Origin of the sequence: Halomonas sp. AOP22-C1-8 (assembly GCF_052378905.1) — a bacterium.
GTDB lineage: Bacteria > Pseudomonadota > Gammaproteobacteria > Pseudomonadales > Halomonadaceae > Vreelandella > Vreelandella citrativorans.
Map to the genome: position 1 here is coordinate 1 of NZ_JBQSYD010000020.1, position 16,742 is coordinate 16,742.

General features: G+C 54.2%; 14 protein-coding genes. 7 read left to right on the forward strand and 7 right to left on the reverse strand.

Features of this window, described 5'->3' with window-relative positions; translation table 11 throughout:
- The 3 genes from ACT3TY_RS11705 to fhuF form a co-directional block, all read left to right on the forward strand.
- A partial coding sequence (locus ACT3TY_RS11705; RefSeq protein ID WP_444628345.1) for a cytochrome b occupies nucleotides 1-330 on the forward strand: 330 nt, incomplete at its 5' end.
- Nucleotides 331-437: 107 nt separating this feature from the next.
- Complete coding sequence (locus ACT3TY_RS11710) at nucleotides 438-1,205, forward strand: ATP-binding cassette domain-containing protein (RefSeq protein WP_444628347.1); 768 nt, start codon at nucleotides 438-440, stop codon at nucleotides 1,203-1,205.
- A gap of 160 nt (nucleotides 1,206-1,365) precedes the next feature.
- Nucleotides 1,366-2,142, forward strand: coding sequence for a siderophore-iron reductase FhuF (gene fhuF / locus ACT3TY_RS11715; protein WP_444628349.1), 777 nt, complete (start codon nucleotides 1,366-1,368; stop codon nucleotides 2,140-2,142).
- Nucleotides 2,143-2,198: 56 nt separating this feature from the next.
- On the opposite strand, the gene ACT3TY_RS11720 is transcribed toward fhuF, so the two are convergent.
- The 4 genes from ACT3TY_RS11720 to ACT3TY_RS11735 all read right to left on the reverse strand — a co-directional run bounded on the left by ACT3TY_RS11720 (nucleotide 2,199) and on the right by ACT3TY_RS11735 (nucleotide 6,318).
- Nucleotides 2,199-3,854, reverse strand: a complete 1,656-nt coding sequence (locus ACT3TY_RS11720; protein WP_444622102.1) for a multidrug ABC transporter permease/ATP-binding protein — start codon at nucleotides 3,852-3,854, stop codon at nucleotides 2,199-2,201.
- 161 nt (nucleotides 3,855-4,015) lie between these two features.
- On the reverse strand, nucleotides 4,016-4,738 hold the full coding sequence (locus ACT3TY_RS11725) for a hypothetical protein (RefSeq protein WP_441679091.1): 723 nt from the start codon (nucleotides 4,736-4,738) through the stop codon (nucleotides 4,016-4,018).
- A 66-nt stretch (nucleotides 4,739-4,804) separates the two neighbouring features.
- Nucleotides 4,805-5,362, reverse strand: coding sequence for a cytochrome b (locus ACT3TY_RS11730; RefSeq protein ID WP_444628350.1), 558 nt, complete (start codon nucleotides 5,360-5,362; stop codon nucleotides 4,805-4,807).
- Nucleotides 5,363-5,445: 83 nt separating this feature from the next.
- The gene (locus ACT3TY_RS11735; protein ID WP_444628351.1) at nucleotides 5,446-6,318 is read right to left on the reverse strand and encodes a LysR substrate-binding domain-containing protein; all 873 of its coding nucleotides are present in this window, start codon (nucleotides 6,316-6,318) and stop codon (nucleotides 5,446-5,448) included.
- A gap of 101 nt (nucleotides 6,319-6,419) precedes the next feature.
- On the opposite strand from ACT3TY_RS11735, the gene ACT3TY_RS11740 reads away from it, so the two are divergent.
- Nucleotides 6,420-7,298 carry a DMT family transporter gene (locus ACT3TY_RS11740; protein WP_441679094.1) on the forward strand — a complete coding sequence of 293 codons (879 nt, stop codon included), beginning with the start codon at nucleotides 6,420-6,422 and terminating at the stop codon, nucleotides 7,296-7,298.
- A 132-nt stretch (nucleotides 7,299-7,430) separates the two neighbouring features.
- Here the strand turns inward: ACT3TY_RS11740 and ACT3TY_RS11745 are convergent, their stop codons facing one another.
- Both ACT3TY_RS11745 and ACT3TY_RS11750 read right to left on the reverse strand, forming a co-directional pair.
- Nucleotides 7,431-8,204, reverse strand: coding sequence for an RsiV family protein (locus tag ACT3TY_RS11745; RefSeq protein ID WP_172118103.1), 774 nt, complete (start codon nucleotides 8,202-8,204; stop codon nucleotides 7,431-7,433).
- Nucleotides 8,205-8,313: 109 nt separating this feature from the next.
- On the reverse strand, nucleotides 8,314-9,741 hold the full coding sequence (locus tag ACT3TY_RS11750; RefSeq protein ID WP_444628354.1) for a hypothetical protein: 1,428 nt from the start codon (nucleotides 9,739-9,741) through the stop codon (nucleotides 8,314-8,316).
- 376 nt (nucleotides 9,742-10,117) lie between these two features.
- Between ACT3TY_RS11750 and ACT3TY_RS11755 the strand changes: the two genes are divergently transcribed.
- The 3 genes from ACT3TY_RS11755 to ACT3TY_RS11765 all read left to right on the forward strand — a co-directional run bounded on the left by ACT3TY_RS11755 (nucleotide 10,118) and on the right by ACT3TY_RS11765 (nucleotide 14,463).
- Nucleotides 10,118-10,441: a septal ring lytic transglycosylase RlpA family protein gene (locus ACT3TY_RS11755; RefSeq protein ID WP_406565430.1), complete on the forward strand. Its 324-nt coding sequence runs from the start codon at nucleotides 10,118-10,120 to the stop codon at nucleotides 10,439-10,441.
- Between the two features lie 260 nt (nucleotides 10,442-10,701).
- On the forward strand, nucleotides 10,702-11,706 hold the full coding sequence (locus tag ACT3TY_RS11760; protein WP_441679096.1) for an NADP-dependent oxidoreductase: 1,005 nt from the start codon (nucleotides 10,702-10,704) through the stop codon (nucleotides 11,704-11,706).
- A 237-nt stretch (nucleotides 11,707-11,943) separates the two neighbouring features.
- Nucleotides 11,944-14,463: a glucose/quinate/shikimate family membrane-bound PQQ-dependent dehydrogenase gene (locus ACT3TY_RS11765; protein ID WP_444628355.1), complete on the forward strand. Its 2,520-nt coding sequence runs from the start codon at nucleotides 11,944-11,946 to the stop codon at nucleotides 14,461-14,463.
- Between the two features lie 104 nt (nucleotides 14,464-14,567).
- Here the strand turns inward: ACT3TY_RS11765 and ACT3TY_RS11770 are convergent, their stop codons facing one another.
- Entirely contained in the window at nucleotides 14,568-16,637 is a 2,070-nt protein-coding gene (locus ACT3TY_RS11770; RefSeq protein WP_444628356.1) for a TonB-dependent receptor family protein, read from the reverse strand.
- Nucleotides 16,638-16,742: the final 105 nt, after the last annotated feature.

Consider the following 16,742-nt stretch of genomic DNA (forward strand, 5'->3'; position numbering starts at 1 on the left):
AATCGCCAGCAGCGTCCTTCGTATGCGCCTGGGATAAGTGGCGCGCTAGCGCATGGCGTGCATGTCACGTTGTATGCGCTGCTGATCGCGCTACCAACGCTTGCCATCTTGCGCCAGTACGGCAGAGGCGGTGCGCTGGATATTTATGGCCTACCGCTTTTCAGCGCAGCCGAGCGCGAAATCCCATGGATAATAGCGACAGCCAACGCACTACATAGTCCGCTCGCCTGGCTGCTTTTAGCGCTGGTGGCTGGGCACGTGATAATGGCACTTATACACCGTACGGTGCTCAAGGACGGTGTGTTTTCCCGGATGGCCGGCCCGCTTTAGTGATAGACAGCCGTTTGTGCGAAGCGCTGGAGCAGCGCTACTAAATGATAACCATTAACGATACAATCGGGTTTTCGTAATCACCTTCTGACGGCCAGGAGTCCTCCATGTTCGAGGTCAAAGGCGCTACCTTTGCGATCAGCGGCAAGCCCCTTTTACAGCCCATTGAGCATACCTTTCAGCAAGGCAAGGTCTACGGCCTGATTGGTCATAACGGCTCGGGAAAATCGACTCTGATCAAGCTACTGGCCCAGCAGCAGCCGGTAAGCCAGGGCGAGATCTATTTTGACCAACGCTCGCTCAGTGCCTGGGGCAACCGGGAGTTTGCGCGCCAGGTGGCCTATCTTCCCCAGCATTTGCCCAGCGCCGAAAATTTAACCGGCCGAGAATTGGTCGCTTTTGGCCGCTACCCGTGGCACGGCCTACTGGGTCGTCATAACCAAAAAGATAAAGACGCGATTGACCGAGCCATCACGCTCACCCATACCGAAGCGTTTGCCGACCGCTTGGTCGATACGCTTTCTGGAGGTGAACGCCAACGCGTTTGGCTTGCCATGCTATTAGCACAGGGTAGCCGCTTTTTGCTGCTTGATGAGCCGCTGGCCGCGCTGGATATTGCCCACCAGATGGAAGTCCTCGCGCTTATCCGCAAGCTCTGCGATGAGCTCGGCCTAGGGGTTATTATCGTTCTTCACGATATTAATATGGCCTCGCGCTACTGCGATGAATTGATGGCCTTGCACAGCGGTCGCTTGCTCGCTCACGGCACACCAAGTGACATGATGAGTAACAGCACCCTGGAAGCTATTTATGGGTTGCCCATGCAGGTCATGCAACACCCTAACGGCGAGCATAATATCGCGGTCGCTCAATAAACGCGCTTTTGTAAAACGCACTGATTCGCAACTAACACTTCAACTGATAAGCATTATCGATTAAGCTGACTCCTTCACTTTCAACCTGCGCTAACGCCACATCGTTACTGTTTGCGCAAGTGTGCTTGAACTTTTACAAGTTCATGTCGGGAGTTTTGTTATGCCACCGCTAGCCCTGACCCACTCTGCCTGTACCTTGCCTTCGCTCGCTGACTGCTATCAGGGCGCACTTGTGCTGTTTACCCCGCCCTTGATTGGCGGCACGCCACCGGCCGGTGCAGTAAAGGCTTCGCGCTGGCGCAATGCAGCACTGCTGGAACAGGATCTGGAGCGCTACGCTGCTCGCTACCCGGGTGGCGACAAGCGCGCCATTACGTCGCTGTGGTCGAAGTGGCATTTCAGCGCGTTGACCGTACCTACCCTCGCTTCTCACCTGCTTCTTAACCGTGATCTACCGGTAGAGCTGGATGACGTACACGTCATTTTGAATGATGAAGGCTGTACAGCGCAGCTTTGGCTGCCCCATGAAGGCGCGTTGATGGACGCTCAGGATACCAGCGAACGTTTTGCCAAATTGATTACCCAGCACTGGGCGCCACTTATTGAACGCTTGTCCGCCATTTCAGGCGCAGCCCCCCGCGTGTTCTGGAGCAACGCCGGTGGCTATCTGGATTACTATGTGAAGGTACTTGCCGAACACCCGGAAGTGAACCAGGCGGCGCTTAGTGCTGCCCGAGCGCTGCTGGAATCACGCCATATTGATGGCCAGCGCAATCCGCTCTTTGAGCCGGTACGCACGTATACGCCCAAGGGCAGCGATGAGGTGAAGCAAGTACGCAAGCTTTGCTGCCTGCGCTATTTACTGGATGAGTTCAGCGTGTGCAGCAATTGCCCGCTGGAAGGGTGTGACCGAGTGGCCCGCAAACGAGCCACCTAACGGCTGTCTAACTGTATATTTTTTAACTTCAGATCTCTAACTTCAGATTTTTAACATCAACTGTTAATCTGAGTGACTGCATCCTGGCTTGCCAGATCGCGCTGCGCGCCGGTTAATTCTCTTAGCTGCCCCTGGGTCATTTCCAATAAACGGTCGGCATGCACGAAGTAGCTATCATCGTGGCTGATCGCAAACACCGTTTTGCCCATATCACGCAGGTGCGGCAATAGTTCTCGGTAGAACAACCGCCTGAACTGAGGGTCCTGGTCGGCGGCCCACTCATCAAGTAGTAAAATATCCCGCTCTTCAGCAATCGCCAGTAACAGTGCCAAGCGCTTGCGCTGCCCTTGGGAAAGCTGGGTATTAATGACCCGATTATCCTCCCACTTCAGCTTTTGCTGCATTTGTAACCGCTCAAGCCAGGTCGCTACCAGCACAGGGTCGGCATTTTTCCCGTCCGGCCCCATTGTCAGGTCAAACTGATGAAAGTCGGTAAACACACTGGCAAATCGCGCTCGAAACCCTTGCCACTGCGCCTGTGTGAGCGTCTGTCCATCCACCTTGATATGCCCGCTTTGCGGCTGATACAAGCCGGTTAACAAACGCGCCAGGGTGGATTTTCCGCTGCCGTTACCGCCAATCAAAAATACCTGCTCGCCGCGCTCAAGCGTCAGGTTAACGGGGCCAACGTGAAACCCTTCGCCCTGCTCACTGCCAGGATAGTGATAAGTCACATCCACAAGCTCAAGGCGCTGCCAGGCAGCAAAGGCGTCATCAACCGCAAAGCCCGGCTGATACTCGGCAAGCTCCAAACTTGCCAGCTTATCAAACGCGACCTGTGCGCTGATCAAGGTGGGCCAGGCGCCGATGGCTTGAATTAAAGGCGTGCGTAAGAACAGTAACGTCAATGCAAAGGTAGCGGCAACGGCAGGTGTCGCCCAGCCCAGCCCATTGGCCATGAAAAACACCACGCCAATGGCTCCCAGCATCATAATGTTGGACCAGTTCCCCGCACTTAGATGATACGTATCCGCGCGAATAATATGGTAGCGGTACTCACGCGCGTTGCGGGTGAAGGTGGCATCAAAGAAGCGCTGAGCCCGGTCACGGTTGAGCGCTAACTCTTTGCGCCCTTCAATGGCGGATTGGTAATCTTTGTAGAGACGATCTTCGCTTTCACGCACCAGGCTAAAGTGCCGATATACCTTCGAAATCAGCACCCAGCCCACCCCCATCGTGGCCGCAATCCATATCACGGTAATGACCACCATTTTCGGTGAAAGCCACGCCAAATAGGCGACCGAAGCAAGTGCCAACACGGCACCCTGCACAAGCTCAGGCAGGCGCACAAAACCAATGGTGATATTACGCACATCACTTGAAAGACTCGCCAGCAGCGTGGCATTACCCAACTGCTCAAGCCGCTCGATATCAGTGTCAAGAATGCGCTTCACAAGCCTTGTGCGCAGGTCATACACAAAGTAGTGCCCCAGCAGGGTAATCGCTAACTGGGTCCCCAGCGTCACAACGAGCAACACAAATAGCAAACCCAAAAACTGGGGCAGCGCTGAAAGCGGGCTGCCAACTTCAATCAAGCGCTGATTAATAAAGGCAATGACGCCAACCCCGAGGCCCGCGCTTAAAAGGCTTAACCCAATGGCCCCTAGAAATGGCCAGCGGTAATGACGAAAGACAACCTGCAACAACTCCATTAGCGCTTCCTGACAGAAAGATAGGCAGCAAATTGTGACGGACTACCTCGTCAAGTCAATGCGCAAAGTGATTTTCATTTGCAAATGAGGCGTTCATACGCAGCGACCAAACGGCCAATGAGCCAAATAGTAAATGAGCACCTACAGATCGACGCAAGAATCTACGAAAACACTAGCAGCACGGTACTGATAAGCGCGCCTAACGCGAAGGGCCAAAAGCGGCTATGGCGGTCTTCCGGCAACTCCTCTTTCAACACGTTAAGCACAATACCACCGGCCACGAACGCATAAAGCAGGCTGACAATGGGTTCAGAGACATCTACCGTTAACCCCAGTAGCCAGCCGACAACCACCGCCGTAGCCAGCACCCAACGGCCCTTGCTTAAGTAGACATCCCGGTGATGGCGCACCAAGCCATGGTCGTTGACCAGAAAGTGCGCGCTCATCGCCAGAAAGAAAAAGATAATGGCGGGAAGCTCATTATTGCGATAAACCAGTAAGTAGCCGATAAGCGCGTTATAAAGCGAAAAAGAGCCAATATGTATCCAAAAAACGCCTTTCAGCTTTTGAAAATTAACCGACTCATCCTGCTGACCTTTATGTGAGTGCTTTGTCGCGGCTTGCTCAAGCCCATAAAATACCGCCAGCCCAATGAGCGCCACGATATAGGCGTTATGCTCCAGCACCGCCAGCAGGCCGTGTGCGTTAATGGTTTCGTGAGCATCGCTTAGGGTAGGAAATATATGAATAAAGACATAAGCAACAGAGACGCCACCTGCTAACGAAAGCCAAGCGCTGCGAGGCACAGCGCTTAGCTTTCGAAGCCTGCTGGCAAAGATATGCACGGCGGCCAAACCGATAATAAAGGCGATCTGCAGGCCCATATATCATCGCTCCCTGCGAGGGTTTGGGCTTGAAACCTGGTCGCTTGAAACCCAGTCGTTTGAAACCTAGTCGAATAGGCTCATACGTTTGGTGACATTATCGCGCTTTACCCGCCAATGAAATAACGCTCCCGCCACGTGCAAAACGATTAACACCACAATGGCCCAGCCAAGACGTCCATGCCATGTGTAGAGCTGGTCAGAAAGCGCTGGGCGTTCACTGATCAGTGCAGGCAGTTGCCACTGAAAGAATTCAACCGGATACCCACCGCTGGCGGTCGCGACCCAACCCAGCAGCGGCATCACCACCAACGCCAAATAAAGCAGGTGATGCACGCTGGTACTGACAATACGCTCAAACGCATTCAAGGGCGGGTCGTGGTCAGGTACGACAAACGCCATGCGGGTCATTATGCGCAGGGTCATTAGCAGTAAAATCGTTAACCCCAGGGTTTTATGACTGGTATAAAGCAGGTTAGTGAACGTGTTGCCTACCAGCGCCACCGTGCGTTCATACCCTATCGTTCCGATGGTTAAGCCACTGGCCAAAGCAAGTAGTACGGCGACAGCCACCAGCCAATGCAGCACCCGGTGTGGATAAATGTAGTGATCCAATTCGTGCATTGAGCACTCCTAGCAGCAACGTTATATGGCGTTTAGTCTAGCTATATTAAGTCGATTAATCATTCAACGCTTTACACTTGATCTTATAGCGCCTCACTGGGAGCCGCTAGCTGCTCACGAATCAACTCGCCCAGGCGCCGGGCTGGCTCGGATGGCCGATGAGGCGCTCGGTGCAGCGCCAGCTCAATCATGGGCAAGGCGGGCAGGCCGCTACTTTCATCCAGCGGACGCAGTGAAGGTGTCAACATGCTGCGTGTCACCACGACAACGGCAAGCCCGGCAATGACAATCGGTGCCAACCCCGCCATCGACTGGCTGGTATACGCCACCCGCCAGTCACGCCCCTCGCCATGCAGTGCCTGCTCGGCGACTTCCCTAAACACATCAGCACCTGGTGAGTAAAGCGCCAGCGGGATAGGGTCGCTGAGTAACGGCTGCTGGTTAACGCCCACCGCCCAAACCAGCGGCTCGCGGCGGATAACATCGCCACCGGGTGAGTTACGTTGGCGCGTCACCAGGGCTAAATCAAGCTCAGCGGCTTTTACCTGTTCAACCAAGTGGGCACTTGTTCCGCAAATAACCTTAAGCCCCACCGCTGGATAAAGCTGGTGAAAGTAGGCAAATACCGACGGCAGCAGCGATGCGTAATCTTCTGGAATGCCCAAGGTCAGATCCCCGGTTACCTGCTGGGCCTGCATATCGCCCCATGCTTCGTCGTTAAGCGCCAGGATGCGCCGTGCGTGAGTAAGTAACCGCTCACCATCTGGTGTAAACCGGATACGCCGTCCATCACGTTCGTGCAGGCTGAGCGACAGCTGAGCCTCCAAACGCTGAAGCTGCATGCTCACCGTGGACTGCGTGTAATCCAGCCGCTTAGCCGCCACCGTGACGCTACCGGTATCGGCAATCGCCACTAGCGTACGTAGCAGCGTGAGGTCTAACGTTGGCGCCCGCATATATCACCATTATTGATTAAAACAATCATAAAAGATCGATATTGTGATGTGTTATTAACGAGTATGCTGCGTTGCATATGTTCCAGGCAAGGAGATCATCGATGCAACGTACACACTCCCCTATGGTGTTTCCTCGTTGGTATAGTGTTGGCGCCGCGCTAGTGGCTGTCATCCTGTGGAGCGTGGCCCCCTTGCTTGCTGAACGTGCTCACTCTTCTTCGCCCTTGCAGCTAACCGCTTTAACACTGCTAGCTGGCGCATTTGCCACACTGCCGCTAAGCCGCCGCGTTACTACCACTCACTGCAGCCTGAACTGGCAGTTAGGCATCTGGGTAGGTATTCCGTTGTTGATATTGGGCGCAGTAAGCACTTACTTTATAGGTATGCGCCTTGCGCCTGCGGCCGAGGCTGCGCTTATCACGTACACCTGGCCAGTACTTTTCGTGTTGTTAAGCCAGTGGAGCCGCTTTGGTCGGATACGCTTGGCCGGTATTACCGGGGCGCTGGTTGCCTTTTCAGGGGCTGCCATTCTGCTCGTGCCACAGGCATTAAGTAATGGTTTGGGAGGAGCAACGCTGGGTTATGGGCTCGCCTTGCTTGCCGCCTGCTGCTGGGCACTCTATTCATGGTTAAGCCAGGCCGCACCCGTGTGCATTACGCCACTTCTCCCTCGCCTGCTGCTGATTGCCTGCGCCATCGCGACGCTTGCCAGTATCGGAGTGGAAGGCCAGCTGGTTCTACCCAGCAGTGAAGCGCTACTGGCGGGCGTTGCGTTGGGGTTAGGGCCTTACGGAATCGCCATGGTAGCCTGGGATAAAGCCCTGCGCTGGGGGCATGCAAGCCTGGTTGGCAGCCTTGCCTATGGCGTGCCCATTTTAGCGGGCCTTTTGCTGGTACTTGCGGGCGTTAGCGTACTGGATTGGCGCTTACCCACTGCGGCGCTGCTGGTAGTGGTGGGCTGTTTAAACGCTGGCCGGTGAGACTCATCGCCATCCCCATGCCTGCTTATTAATTAATGAATAAGCAGCAGAGCAGGAGCATTGAGATACTGATTAGCTCCTGCCCCGCACGGGCTGTTTACTTCTCCAAACAGCCAATTACCTTACCGATTCTCATTGGCCTAAATAACGAGGCTCAACAATCCCTTTTAATTCCTCAACAGGGATCGTTAACTCAGGCTGCCCCATCACATAGGGAGCAATTTCGTACACGTTGTATTTTACCATCCACTCCTTTTCAAGCGGTGCCACGTTGGTGCTGTCAGTAAATGGCCAGCTGGACGCAAAATCCTCACCAACATCCTGCTCACTCATCCAGCGCTCATGCGCCTCGGCTAACGCTTCATCAAAACCCTCCTGACCGCCAGCCATGAGCATATCATCGAGAGTCACCACCTCATTCAAACGCTCATCAATGACCATGAACTGCGTGGATGGTAAACCGTGGGCCTGGCCTGCATAAATCACATAGCTATCAAGTTCAAGCACCAGAAGGTCGTTCTGACGGGAAAACACGCTGGCACTCAGCTGTGCTTCACTCGCCATCGGGTGAGGCAGCCTGGTATTGTCCTCTTCAGCACGATGAAAAAACTCATCCGCGAAGTGATCCCAGTCGTCAGCGGGCGTGTCGTCGCCATCGGTGATACCCAAGGCAAGCGCAAGCAGGCGTTCTTGCACCTGCTCTGTTAATGCGGAGTTATCAGGAAACGTTAATGCAGAGATCTTTACCGTTGAACAGTGCTCATCCTGACAATCAGGAGATGAATACTGCTTATCCAATGGCTGGTATGCGAGGGCGCTGGTATCGGCCGTTTCAGCATTAGCTGATTGGCAGACACTAAGCAGCAGAACCGCAGCGGGACATACACTCATTTTCCAACGAAGCATATTTTATCTCCATGTAAGGCATTTTGTCGGGCGCCAAGTTGAGTCTAGTCATACTTAAGCGCCCTTGCCCACCATGGAGAGAAACAACAGCTTAAAATAGCGTAATCAGTTACATATTGGGCTGCATTTGTGCCGGTTCAGCGGTTACGTCAAGTTCAAACAACCCGCTGCTCGCCGTGCTAAAGCCACGTGCAATGACCGTATAGGTACCCGGCAGCAATTGCTGTTGCAGTTGCGCATTGGTACCGGCACCACCATCGTCATCACTAACAGCGACACCTTCACCCTCAAGTTCCAGATAAGCATCAAAGTCGCTGGAGCGCATACCAATGGTGACTAATGAGCTTTCGGCTAGCTCAAGCTCGTACACCAGTGACTCACCGGTATACCAACCGTTTAACGTTTCACCAAGCGTGATTGCACCGCTGTTACGCAGCTCGACCCCTTCAGGTAGCTCTTGCGGTGCCAAGGTGATTCTGAACAAACCGCTATCACTGCCATAAGCAGTACGCGCCGTTAACTGATAAGTACCAGGCTCAAAAAAATCAGTAATACGGGCATTCAGGTTATCGCCGCCATCGTCATTTTCACGGTAATAGCCATCAGGACCTTCGAGCACCAGGTAAGCATCAATATCATCCGACATCATGTCAATCTGGTACATGCCCGCTTCTTCAATTTCAACCTGATAGCTAAGATCCTGGCCGCTATACAAACCATTTAATGAGTCGTTGGGCACAATGCTGCCGTCGTTGCGCAGCTCGCCATCGCCGGGTAATTCGCGCGACTCAGCAGTCAGCGTGAAAAGGCCAGCGCCTTCGTCATAAGGTGTGCGCGCCGTTACGGTGTAGTCACCCGGCACCAGGAAATCTGAAATTCGGGCGTCCAAATTACCCGCGCTATCGTCGTCCTCTCGGAAATAGCCATTTGGCCCGCTAAACTCAAGATACGCATCAAATTCATCGGAACGCATTTCCAACTGATACATGCCCGCTTCTTCAATGGTCAGCGTATACTCACTGGAGGTGCCATCCAACCAGCTGTCCAGTGGAGCATCAAGGGTCAATACCGTGCTATCGCTTAGTTCAACCACTCGGCTGTTCAACGTATAAGGGCCGTAACTGCTGCTATCAGCACCGCTGACCACCACCATGTAATCGCCCGCTTGCTCAATACGGTGGCGTGCAGTAGGCGCTACGCTCAACAGCTGAAGCTGGTCATCATAAAGCGCTACGATGCCATTCAGGGCACCGCGCAAACTAAACTCAACCAGATCACTCTCATCAAGCGTCATCATGTAGCGGTCGTAGCGGCTTCCATCATTGCCATTAAGCAGGTCACTGGCCGTAATTTCCCCACGCAGTTGCTCGCCAAGCGTAATGCTATCCAGCCCCGCCAGTGCAGTTTGTTCGGCGGTTTGAGACGCCACCGAGGAAGAGGAAGATGCATCGGAAGAGAGCGTCTGTGCAGCTAAAAAGCCGACAACAACTCCCCCTACCGCAACCACGATTAGCGCAAAAGGAGAGGATTTAGCCATTAGGGCGTCCTTGATCAATGACGGAAGGATGGGTCGTTCAGCAAGATTAATAATACGTAATGGTAAGTAAAATGCTCAATGAGCGGTATCATTTTAATGTACCAGAAGAACTTTACTTATATTCCTACACCTCCCGTTAACCCCCTGAAATGCAAGGTCATAACGGGAACATCAAAAAACACGCAACTTTGGGGTCAATTGCACCGAACGTCTTAAAGCTTGCTGACTCTGAAAGAGCGCGTTACCATCCCTTCGCCTATCCGGCACCTCATTGATGCTTGCGAGACTCTCGACCGACACGAATAACTGAGGTACTCCAATGGGAGCCCCTACACGACTATTTCGAACGAGTTGTTTAGCTGCCCTGCTTATCGCCATGACAGCAAATAGCGCGTTTGCCAACGACACAGATACACAGGAAGGCGTTGCTTCCTACTATAGTGACCGCTTTCAAGGCGCGCTCACTGCCAGCGGAGAAGCGTTTGACCAGCAGGCACTCACCGCTGCTCATCCTAGCTTACCGTTTGGGACGAAAGTGCTGGTAACCCGCCCTGATACAGGGCAAGAAGTAGAAGTGCTGATCAATGACCGCGGCCCCTTTGTAAAAGGGCGGATTATTGATCTATCCAAGCGAGCAGCACGCACACTGGGCATGCTAAACCAGGGAGTAGCCCCGGTTATGGTAACGTTGCTGGATTAACGGATAGCACACCCCCTAAGTGTGTGGTACCCCTTAGCCGCTCAACGACACATCACTTCTGTTATTCGCTGAATCCTACAGGGCGCTCATTTGAGCGCCCTGTTTTTTTGTCTCCTGTTCTTGCCTGGTGTTTTAGATGCTTGGCTTACCGCATACATGACTTCAAAAAAAACGAACTTGCGCGCAAGGTAATGATCTCTATGCTTCAAGTACATCTGTTTCAAGTACATTAATACGCTTTCACGTGACTGGAGGTATGCATGAAGTCTCATTTCTTTACCCTCACCGATTACCCCAACGGCTTACCCGAACGTGAACTGTTCACCCTGGACTCCCAATCACTTCCTGATCTCAGCCCAGGTGAAGTGCGTATTCGCAACCGCTGGCTCTCGGTAGACCCCTACATGCGCGGCCGTATGAGCGGGCAACATACGTATGTCGCACCGTTCAGGCTGGGTCAGCCGATGGAAGGTGGCGCAATAGGCGAAGTGATTGCCTCCAGCGATGAACGCTTAAAAGAGGGCGATATTGTTAGCCATATGGGTGGCTGGCGCGATATCGCTCAGCTCTCTTCAGCAGGCGTTTACCCATTACCCAACGCTGATGTACCCGAGCAGGCGTATCTTGGGGTATTGGGCATGCCGGGCATGACGGCCTGGGCCGGCCTTAACCGCATTGCCGAGTGCCGCCCTGGCGACAATGTGCTGGTCAGTGCTGCCAGCGGTGCGGTGGGCTCACTAGTGGTGCAACTTGCCAAGGCCAAGGGTTGTCACGTGGTCGGTATTGCAGGTGCAGCGCATAAGCTTGCGTGGCTTGAGTCGTTGGGTGTTGAGCCCGTTAGCTACCGCGACCGCAGCGCTCACGAGTTAAGCGATGCGATACAGCTGGCCAGCCCCGAAGGCATTGACGTTTATTTTGAAAATGTGGGAGGCATTTGCCTGGAAGCCGCATTAAGCCAGCTAAATGAAGGCGCTCGTATTGCGGTCTGCGGCATGATCGGAAGTTATAACGCCGAAAAACCCACGCCAGGCCCCAGCAATCTGTCTCAAATGGTGGTACGCAAAGCGAAGATGCAAGGATTTATTGTGGCAGACCATTGGGATCACTACCCTGAGTTCCTCAAGGAAGTGGCTCCCCAGGTAACGGCGGGTAAAATTGATTACAAGGAAACGGTTAAAGAGGGCCTGGAGGGCACACCGGAGGCGTTTTTGGAGCTGTTCAAAGGTGGTAATACTGGCAAGATGCTAGTGGCACTAGAGCGCTAACACCGTGTTAGAATAAATAAATAGTAGCAACACACCATGGCCACGCTATCTTTATAGCGTGGCTTTTTTATGCGCTATCAAACGCCGTTTGATCAGTTCACATCCATTACTGGTACTTTCGGCGCAGCGCAGTCACCTGCTTGATGGGTAAACCCCGTCGGAGCCGGTACCAAGCCTAGTCATCAACAGCTATCAAACGTAATAAGCTGTCAAACGTAATAAACAGGGGGAACACTCATGGATGAAAATACGCGAGCACGTGGGAAATGGCCTGCCTTACTGCTAGGCCTCTTACTTATTGTTGCAGGCCTGGCGTTAGCGGTAGGCGGCGGCAAACTCATTAGCCTCGGCGGAAGCGCCTACTATTTGATCGTTGGCATTGGTATTACAGCCACCGGTATTTTACTCGCTATGCGCAGGGGCGCTGCCCTTTGGCTTTATGCGCTAGTTTTAATAGCGACGCTTCTTTGGGCACTATGGGAAGTTGGCCTGGACTGGTGGCAGTTGGTTCCCCGCGTCGCCATTCTTGCGCTCATCGGCATCATTATGCTGCTTCCCTGGTGGCGAAAGCCGCTTCGTTCACGAGGTGGAAGTCTCGCGCTGACCGCCAGCATTGCAGCCGCTATTGTGGTGGCTATCGCCAGCCAATTTGATGACCCCACGACCATTGGTGGTACGCTTGCCAATAACAACACCCCGGGTAGTGAGAGCGTCAACCCCGCTCAAGTAGCCGGCGACGACTGGCCTGCCTATGGCGGCACCAACGCTGGTACGCACTACTCGTCGTTAAGTCAAATAACCCCTGAAAACATCGGCCAACTGGAAGAGGTATGGCGCATTCAGACCGGTGACCAGGCGGGCCCCGACGCCCCTCCCGAAATTACCAACCAGAATACGCCGTTAAAAGTTAACGACAGTCTGTATATCTGTACCTCTCACAGCCGCGCTATGGCGCTTTCTCCCGAAACCGGCGAAACCCTGTGGGCGTTTGACCCGCAAATCAGCACCCAAGGCGCCGATGACTTCTCGGGCTGGGCGCACATGACCTGCCGAGGCCTTGCGTACTATGATGCTGCCAACTACGCAGACAACGGTACAGATGATACGAGCGAAGCAGGCGTTCAGGCGTCTGAACTCTTTGCGGATGCCAGCGCCTTTGATATCGACGTTGCTATTCTTAGTGGTTTGACAGAAACCGCTGCAGGTGATGCTGACAATGCGCCCTCGGCAATTATTAGCCAAACCGATGTGATGTGCCCGCGCCGTCTTTACCTGCCCACCGCCGATGCCCGCCTGATCGCCCTGAATGCCGACACCGGTGAGCCGTGTGAAGGGTTTGGGGTAAACGGCGAAGTTGATCTAACCCGCAACATCGGCGACTTCAACCCTGGCGGCTACTACTCCACCTCCCCCGCCACCGTGACCGAGAACCTGGTCATCCTGGGCGGCCACGTGACGGATAACAGCTCAACCGATGAGCCGTCAGGCGTTATCCGCGCCTTTGATGTGCGCACTGGCGAGCTGGTATGGAACTGGGATAGCGGCAACCCGGAAGAAACAGAACCGCTTGCCGATAACGAAACCTACACACGCAACTCGCCCAACGTATGGGCGCCCATTAGCGTTGATGAAACGCTGGGGCTGGTGTACCTGCCAATGGGCAATGCAACGCCCGACCAGTATGGCGCGGACCGTACCGAAAACGATGAAATCTACAGCGCAGGCTTGGTGGCGCTTGAACTCGAAACCGGCCAGGTTGCTTGGGTCTATCAGTTCGTTCATCACGACCTGTGGGATATGGATATGCCCGCTCAACCCGTACTGATTGATTTGGCGACCAGTGACGGCGTTCAACCCGCGGTGATTCAGCCGACAAAGCAGGGCAGCCTTTACGTACTTAACCGGGAAACCGGCGAAGCGATCGTGCCGATTGAAGAAATCCCTGCGCCCCAGGGCGCCATTGAAGGCGACTGGACAGCAGAAACTCAGCCTCGTTCGGCACTCAATCTGCTACCCCCACCGCTGACCGAGCGCGACATGTGGGGTGCATCACCGTTTGATCAAATGATGTGCCGTATTCAGTTCAACTCACTGCGCTATGAAGGCCAGTACACGCCACCCTCGCTTGAAGGCAGTATCATCTACCCGGGCAACGTCGGGGTGATGAACTGGGGCGGCGTTGCAGTTGACCCTGAGCGCCAGGCGCTCTTCACCGGGGCCAAGTACTTGGCATTTATCTCGCGCTTGATTCCTCGTGATGAGGTTGAAGAAGGCCAGGGTTCTGCCAGCGAACAAGGGCTACAACCAAACGCAGGAGCCCCGTACGCCGTTGAACTAGGGCCGCTGCTGTCGATATTTGATTTGCCCTGCCAGGCACCGCCTTGGGGCGATGTAGCGGGTATTGATCTGCAAAATGCCGAGGTCGTGTGGAAGCACCGCAACGGCACTACGCGTGACAGCATGCCCTTTGATTTGCCAATTGGTTTGCCGGTGGGTGTTCCGGCACTAGGCGGCCCGCTCTCCACCGCCAGCGGCGTTGTCTTTATGTCGGGCACGCTGGACCAGTACCTGCGTGGTTACGACATCACCACGGGTGAAGAACTCTTTAAAGCACGCTTGCCCGCCGGTGGCCAAGCCACTCCCATGACCTATACCGGCGCCGATGGTCGTCAGTACGTTGTGGTCACGGCAGGTGGTCACGGCACCTTCGGAACTAAAATGGGCGATTACGTTATCGGGTACGCACTACCTGAATAAGCGTTTACTCATCGTCTCGTCATAACACAGCGGGCAGCCCTTGGGCTGCCCGCTGTCATTACCGTGTAGTGGCCATTACCGAAGCCTTTGCCTATACCACGGGCTTAGAAGCGCATCTCTACCCCGCCGTAAACGCTGCGCCCCGGTGCCGGTTCATAGTAGCGACCATTATTAGCATTCAAGCGCACGTTGGCATAGTGCTCTTGATCAAGCAGGTTACGCACGCCCACATAAGCGTTTAAGCGTGTATCACGTCCCAGTTGCCAACCATCCCCCGCGCGAAGGTTCACCAGCCAGTAGCTATCTATATCCGCTTCATTGGCGTTATCAGCGACCATATCGCCGGTGTATTGCGTTTCAAGCGTGACAAAGCGATGCGCTGAGCTCTCCCAGGTGAGCTGGTTGACCCAGGTTTGCTCGGGCAAGCCGGGAATACGCTTGCCATCAAAGCGCTCATCAGGCGTGGAAAACCGGTCAAACTCATAGCGCGCCAGCGTCAACGCACTGTCTAACCGCCACTGATCGGCAAGCTGCCAGCCCAGCGCCACTTCCAAGCCATCGCGGCTGGTGTCGCCTGCATTCTCATAGAATGTACGTTCATTTTCATCGACATAAGGTACTAGCTCATCACGCACACGTACCGAGAACAAGGCAACGTCGTAATCCATCGCTAGCGGCTCAATATATCCGCGCATGCCCACTTCACGGTTCCAGGCCTTTTGCGGCTCAATGGATGGGTTAAAGCCGCCGCCTGCCGGGTTAGCAAATTCAACGAACGTAGGCGTTTCAAAGGCAGTCCCGGTATTGATATACACCTGATGCTGAGGACGATAGCGATAGCTAAGCCCGGCAGAGCCGCTCCACTCGTTATAGGTACGCTCACCGCTTTGGTCACCATCTTCATCGGCGATATATCGGTCATCTATATCCAGTTCCACACGGTCAAACCGCGCACCTAACGAAAGCGTTACCTGCTCGGTGATATCCAAGTCGCCCTGAGCAAAAACACCCGCCGACGTGGCCTTTTGGGTTTCATCCGCCACTTGATCACCTACCGCGCCCTGGGCGTTCACATCATTACGGAAGCGATCATCGCTCTGGCGCGCGACATCAACCCCCGCGACATAGCTCAGCGGCAGCTCGCCCAGGGTAATATCATGATGGTATTCAGCGCTGGCGCCCATGTAATCACGCTTATACCCTAATCGGCTGTCGCCCACGTAGGGCAACTGCTGCTCAAAATCGCGTCGCGCAATGAACCCTTTAAGGTAGAGTTCACCCGGGCCTGCAGCCAAATCTTCATACTGCAAACCAACTAGCTGCTGATCAACCTTCTGGTGTGAATCTAAACGTGTTGGAGAATAAAATCCCGAGTCAACCGTACCTTTAGGATTATCCATAGCTGCTCCAAGCGTCAGCCCACCGGGATCTTCCGAGCGCGGGTTTTCCAACAGGTTTACAATCGCGGTTAGAACACGCTCGCTACCCAGCTCCCGGCGTAGCTTGGCATTCAACAAATACTTTTCAGTAGAGCTCTGATCGCGATAGCCATCCATGTTCAAGGCTGAAAAACTGACGTGGTGTGACCATTCCCCTTGGGCGCCACCGGTTTGCAGGGCAGCTTTACGATACCCATCACTGCCTACCCCTACTCGCAGCCGTGTACCTGGATTATCACGCCCGTCAGCGGTCGTCACATCAATCACCCCACCGGCGGCATTGCCATAAAGTACCGAGGAAGGCCCACGAATCACCTCAATGCGCTCGGCACTGTCCAGATCAATGGCGTCCAACTGCGCTTGGCCATCGGGCAAGGTATAAGGAATGCCATCAACCATCACCGTAATACCGCGCACGCCAAACGGCGCACGCGCACCAAAGCCACGTATTGCGATACGCTGGCCCTGGGCAAAATTATCCCGGTTTTGGACAAACACCCCCGGCACGCGTACCAGCGATTCATCCAGCCGCACACGCTGCTGGCCCTGAGCAATGGCGTCTCGATCCAGAATTGAAACCGCAGCCGGTGTGGCATAAAGCTCACGTGCTAAACGGGGTGCACTCACTTCAACAGTGGGCAGTGCTTGGGTAGATACCGGCTCGGTTTGTGCCCAAAGCGGGCCAGAAACAGCGCAGCTTGCAAGTAGTAGTGATGGCGGTAGTAACTTATACATGGATTCCCTTCCCCGTTTTTCTGATAAAAAGTGATAGTTAAGGGTGTTGAAAAAACGTTAATTAAAGATAGAAATAACGCCGCAGATGACACTTCATATAAGTAA

Bases quoted from the DNA above. Each gene is read 5' to 3' on its own strand.
- ACT3TY_RS11710 (WP_444628347.1), top strand. From the start codon at position 438: ATGTTCGAGGTCAAAGGCGCTACCTTTGCGATCAGCGGCAAGCCCCTT.
- ACT3TY_RS11730 (WP_444628350.1), bottom strand. From the start codon at position 5,362: ATGCACGAATTGGATCACTACATTTATCCACACCGGGTGCTGCATTGG.
- ACT3TY_RS11740 (WP_441679094.1), top strand. From the start codon at position 6,420: ATGCAACGTACACACTCCCCTATGGTGTTTCCTCGTTGGTATAGTGTT.
- ACT3TY_RS11725 (WP_441679091.1), bottom strand. From the start codon at position 4,738: ATGGGCCTGCAGATCGCCTTTATTATCGGTTTGGCCGCCGTGCATATC.
- ACT3TY_RS11760 (WP_441679096.1), top strand. From the start codon at position 10,702: ATGAAGTCTCATTTCTTTACCCTCACCGATTACCCCAACGGCTTACCC.
- ACT3TY_RS11720 (WP_444622102.1), bottom strand. From the start codon at position 3,854: ATGGAGTTGTTGCAGGTTGTCTTTCGTCATTACCGCTGGCCATTTCTA.
- ACT3TY_RS11750 (WP_444628354.1), bottom strand. From the start codon at position 9,741: ATGGCTAAATCCTCTCCTTTTGCGCTAATCGTGGTTGCGGTAGGGGGA.
- fhuF (WP_444628349.1), top strand. From the start codon at position 1,366: ATGCCACCGCTAGCCCTGACCCACTCTGCCTGTACCTTGCCTTCGCTC.
- ACT3TY_RS11735 (WP_444628351.1), bottom strand. From the start codon at position 6,318: ATGCGGGCGCCAACGTTAGACCTCACGCTGCTACGTACGCTAGTGGCG.
- ACT3TY_RS11765 (WP_444628355.1), top strand. From the start codon at position 11,944: ATGGATGAAAATACGCGAGCACGTGGGAAATGGCCTGCCTTACTGCTA.
- ACT3TY_RS11745 (WP_172118103.1), bottom strand. From the start codon at position 8,204: ATGCTTCGTTGGAAAATGAGTGTATGTCCCGCTGCGGTTCTGCTGCTT.
- ACT3TY_RS11770 (WP_444628356.1), bottom strand. From the start codon at position 16,637: ATGTATAAGTTACTACCGCCATCACTACTACTTGCAAGCTGCGCTGTT.
- ACT3TY_RS11755 (WP_406565430.1), top strand. From the start codon at position 10,118: ATGACAGCAAATAGCGCGTTTGCCAACGACACAGATACACAGGAAGGC.